This is a genomic window from Polaromonas sp. P1_G2 (assembly GCF_056405515.1).
Genome location: NZ_JBFUBY010000302.1, coordinates 1 through 4,730, shown reverse-complemented (window position 1 = coordinate 4,730; position 4,730 = coordinate 1). Strand labels below are relative to the sequence as shown.

The 4,730-nt window shown below is 60.7% G+C and carries 4 protein-coding genes; all 4 read right to left on the bottom strand.

Going from position 1 to position 4,730, the window contains the following annotated elements; all coding sequences use genetic code 11:
• Positions 1-72 precede the first annotated feature (72 nt).
• Positions 73-885 (bottom strand): CDP-diacylglycerol--serine O-phosphatidyltransferase, encoded by an 813-nt coding sequence (pssA, locus tag AC1D0P_RS22055; RefSeq protein WP_477678700.1) that lies wholly within the window; start codon positions 883-885, stop codon positions 73-75.
• A gap of 254 nt (positions 886-1,139) precedes the next feature.
• The gene (ilvC, locus tag AC1D0P_RS22050) at positions 1,140-2,156 is read right to left on the bottom strand and encodes a ketol-acid reductoisomerase (RefSeq protein ID WP_477678699.1); all 1,017 of its coding nucleotides are present in this window, start codon (positions 2,154-2,156) and stop codon (positions 1,140-1,142) included.
• Positions 2,157-2,283: 127 nt separating this feature from the next.
• Positions 2,284-2,775: an acetolactate synthase small subunit gene (gene ilvN, locus AC1D0P_RS22045; RefSeq protein ID WP_477678698.1), complete on the bottom strand. Its 492-nt coding sequence runs from the start codon at positions 2,773-2,775 to the stop codon at positions 2,284-2,286.
• A gap of 111 nt (positions 2,776-2,886) precedes the next feature.
• Positions 2,887-4,665: an acetolactate synthase 3 catalytic subunit gene (locus AC1D0P_RS22040; RefSeq protein ID WP_477678697.1), complete on the bottom strand. Its 1,779-nt coding sequence runs from the start codon at positions 4,663-4,665 to the stop codon at positions 2,887-2,889.
• Positions 4,666-4,730 lie beyond the last annotated feature (65 nt).

Genomic DNA, 4,730 nt, shown 5'->3' with positions numbered 1-4,730 from the left:
CTACCGTCTCCGCCCGTTGGCAGATAGCAGTAGTGCTAGCGAAATTCGTTTCATCCGGTCAATGTACCACAATTATTTGTGGAGGCCGCGCTCGTCCGGCTCGTCGGTGGAGGTCGAGATCACGCTGGTCTGCTGGCCCTTGGCCTTGCGCCAGCCATACAGCACATAGCCCGAAAAGCCATAAAGAACGAACAGGCCGAACATGACGGTCGGCGGATGGATGTTGATGACGGCGATCCCGAGCGCAATCAGCACGATGGCCGCGAAAGGCACGCTGCGTTTCATCTGCACGTCCTTGAAACTGTAGAACGGCACGTTGGTGACCATGGTGAGGCCCGCATAAAGCGTAAGGCCGAAGGTGACCCAGCGTACCTCCATTCCGCTGATACCGGCGTCGGTCATCAACCAGATAAACCCGGCTACCAGGGCCGCTGCCGCGGGGGACGGCAGGCCCTGGAAGAAACGCTTGTCGACCACCGCCGTGTTCACGTTGAAACGGGCCAGGCGCAGCGCGGCACAGGCGCAGTACACAAATGCGCCTATCCAGCCCCAGCGCCCCAGGCTGGTCAGGGCCCAAACGTAGGCGATCAGGGCCGGCGCGGCGCCGAAGGACACCATGTCCGAGAGCGAGTCCATCTGCTCGCCGAAAGCGCTCTGTGTGTTGGTCATGCGGGCGACGCGGCCGTCAAGGCTGTCGAGCACCATGGCACAAAACACGCCGATGGCGGCCTGGTCGAAGCGCCCGTTCATGGCCWTGACGATGGCGTAGAAGCCGCCAAACAGGGCGGCCAGCGTAAACAGGTTGGGCAATATGTAAATGCCCTTGCGGCGCTTGCGTACCATCACCGTCGGGTTGTTGCCCGCGGACTCTTCGCCATCATGCATAAAAATACTCCTGAAGCACAACTGGTGCGCGCAAACAGCTATTAAATTCATAGCATCCGAGGACACCACCGAGGAGCCGGTCCACTCCGCCTGGGGCAGGCAATTGCCGGCTCAAGGCGCCAAGGATACCAAGATCGGCACCGAAAAATGCCCACATGGCGCGAATCACTCTCGAATTTGCTCCCGCCAGTAAAAAAGCCGCGCAGGAAGTTTGCGCGGCTTTTTGCAGGACAAGGCCCTGACGGGCGCCTACATCAGTTGCGGGTCTGGTCAACCAGCTTGTTTTTGGCGATCCAGGGCATCATGGCGCGGAGTTTTTCGCCCACGATTTCAATCTGGTGCTCGGAATTCAAGCGGCGGCGGCTCAGCAGGGTTGGTGCACCGGCCTGGTTTTCCACCAGGAAGCTCTTGGCGTATTCACCGGTCTGGATGTCTTTCAGGCACTTGCGCATGGCGTCCTTCGTGGCCGAAGTCACGATGTTGGGGCCCGTCACGTACTCGCCGTACTCGGCGTTGTTCGAGATCGAGTAGTTCATGTTGGCGATGCCGCCTTCATAGATCAGGTCGACGATCAGCTTGAGTTCGTGCAGGCATTCAAAGTACGCCATTTCAGGCGCGTAGCCGGCTTCCACCAGCGTTTCGAAGCCGGCCTTGATCAGTTCGACGGTGCCGCCGCACAGAACGGCCTGCTCGCCGAACAGGTCGGTTTCGGTTTCTTCGCGGAAGTTGGTTTCAATGATGCCGGCTTTGCCGCCGCCATTGGCCATGGCGTAGCTCAGGGCCAGGTCGCGGGCCTTGCCGGACTTGTCCTGGTGCACGGCGACCAGGTGAGGCACACCGCCGCCCTGGGCATAGGTGTTGCGCACCGTGTGGCCGGGAGCCTTGGGAGCGACCATCCAGACGTCGAGGTCGGCGCGGGGAATCACGGCGCCGTAGTGCACGTTGAAACCGTGGGCGAACAMCAGGGAAGCGCCCTGCTTGATGTTGGGGGCCACGTCGTTCTTGTAGACCGCGCCGATCTGCTCGTCGGGCAGCAGGATCATGACCACGTCGGCGGCTTTGACCGCGTCAGCGACTTCGGCGACCTTCAGGCCCGCCTTTTCGACCTTGGGCCAGGAAGCGCCGCCCTTGCGCAGGCCGACGACCACTTTCACGCCGCTGTCGTTCAGGTTTTGCGCATGGGCATGGCCCTGGCTGCCGTAGCCGATGATGGCGACTGTCTTGCCCTTGATCAGGCTCAAATCACAATCTTTGTCGTAAAAAACTTTCATTTTTCTCTCCAGAATAGGTATTGGCGAAAATGCCCTTCGACAGGCTCAGGGCGAACGGTAAACGCATATCGCCACTCAAAATCCGTTCGCGTTGAGCCTGTCGAAACGCGCGCACGGACGACTTAAATCAAACCCGCAAAATCCGCTCGCCGCGGCCGATGCCGCTGGAGCCGGTTCGCACCGTCTCCAGGATCGCGCTGCGGTCTATGGCCTCCAGGAAAGCATCGTTCTTGGACTGGTCGCCGGTCAGCTCTATGGTGTAGCTTTTCTCGGTAACGTCGATAATGCGCCCGCGGAATATATCAGCCATGCGCTTCATCTCTTCGYGCTCCTTGCCGACCGCGCGCACCTTGACCATCATGAGCTCGCGCTCGGTGTAGGCGCCCTCGGTCAGGTCCACTACCTTGACCACTTCGATCAAGCGGTTCAGGTGCTTGGTGATCTGCTCGATGACGTCGTCGGAGCCCGTGGTCTGTATCGTCATGCGCGACAGGCTCGGGTCCTCGGTCGGTGCGACGGTCAGGCTTTCGATGTTGTAGCCGCGCGCCGAAAACAGGCCGACCACGCGGGAAAGAGCGCCCGGCTCGTTTTCCAGCAAAACTGCAATGATGTGTTTCATAAGAAGATTCCTCTTTTCGCCGCCCTCCCCTGCGCACGGTAATGCGCAGGCTCGGCGGGCAATAGATTCGTCAGGTGACGGTGAATGAATGGGTGTGCGGCGGCCTGAGGCCTAGAGATCTTCCGACCCCAGCAGCATCTCGGTAATGCCCTTGCCGGCTTGCACCATCGGGAACACGTTTTCGGTCGGGTCCGTGCGGAAATCCATGAACACCGTGCGGTCCTTGAGCTTGCGCGCCTCGCGCAACGCCGGTTCCACGTCCTGCGGCTTTTCGATCAGCATGCCGACGTGCCCATAAGCCTCGGCCAGCTTCACGAAATTGGGCAGCGCGTCCATGTAGCTGCTGCTGTAGCGGCCTGCGTATTCGACTTCCTGCCACTGGCGAACCATGCCCAGGTAACGGTTGTTCAGCGACACGATCTTGATCGGCGTGTTGTACTGCAGGCAGGTGGAAAGCTCCTGGATGCACATCTGCACCGAGCCTTCGCCCGTGATGCAGAACACTTCCGAGTCGGGCTTGGCCAGCTTGATGCCCATGGCGTAGGGAATGCCGACGCCCATGGTGCCCAGGCCGCCCGAATTGATCCAGCGGCGCGGCTCGTCGAACTTGTAGTACTGCGCSGCCCACATCTGGTGCTGGCCCACGTCCGACGTGATGTAGGTGTCGGCGTCTTTGGTCAGGTTCCAGAGGGTTTCGACCACATGCTGGGGCTTGATGACGTCGCCCTTACCCATGCTGTATTTCATGCAGTCGCGCTTGCGCCAGCCTTCGATCGTGTCCCACCAGCCGCCCAGCGCGTTGGCGTCGGGCTTGAGGCCGGACTCCTTGATCATGCTGATCAGTTCGGTCAGCACGTCCTTGACGTCGCCAACGATGGGGATGTCGACCCGCACGCGCTTGGAAATGCTGGAAGGGTCGATATCGATGTGGATGATCTTGCGCTCGTTCTGCGCGAAATGCTTGGGGTTGCCGATCACACGGTCGTCAAAGCGGGCGCCGACGGCCAGCAGCACGTCGCAGTTCTGCATCGCGTTATTGGCTTCGATGGTGCCGTGCATACCCAGCATGCCGAGGAATTTTTTGTCGCTGGCCGGATAGGCGCCCAGGCCCATCAGCGTGTTGGTGCAGGGATAACCCAGCATGTCGACCAGCGTGCGCAACTCCTGCGAGGCATTGCTCAGCAGCACGCCGCCGCCGGTGTAGATGTAAGGACGCTTGGCCGCCAGCAGCAGTTGCAGGGCCTTGCGGATCTGCCCGCCGTGGCCTTTGCGAACCGGGTTGTATGAGCGCATCTCCACGGTTTGCGGGTGGCCGCTGTAGGGAACCTTGTTGAAGGATACGTCTTTCGGAATGTCCACGACCACGGGGCCGGGCCGCCCGCTACGGGCGATGTGAAAGGCCTTTTTCAAGGTGTCGGCCATCTGCCGCGCGTCCTTGACGAGAAAGTTGTGTTTCACGATGGGCCGGGTGATCCCGACGGTGTCGCATTCCTGGAAGGCATCGAGGCCAATGGCGTGGGTGGGGACCTGCCCGGTGATGATCACCATCGGGATGCTGTCCATGTAGGCCGTCGCGATCCCGGTGACCGCGTTGGTCACGCCAGGTCCGGAAGTGACGAGGGCCACGCCCACGTCGCCGGTGGCACGGGCATAGCCGTCCGCCGCGTGCACGGCCGCCTGCTCATGCCGCACCAGGATGTGCTGGATCGAGTCCTGCTTGTAGAAGGCGTCGTAAATGTGAAGGACCGCACCGCCGGGGTATCCCCAGACGTACTTGACACCTTCAGCCTGAAGCGACTTGATGAGGATTTCCGCGCCGCGGAGTTCCTGGGAATTTGTGTGTGCAGACGCTGCTGCCGCGGAAGCGATTTCCGCCTTGGAGATTTCCATGATGAACCTTTGTGAATTTCTCTAACGAAATACCTTGGGTGCCTCTTCGCCCACTCTTGTGAAGC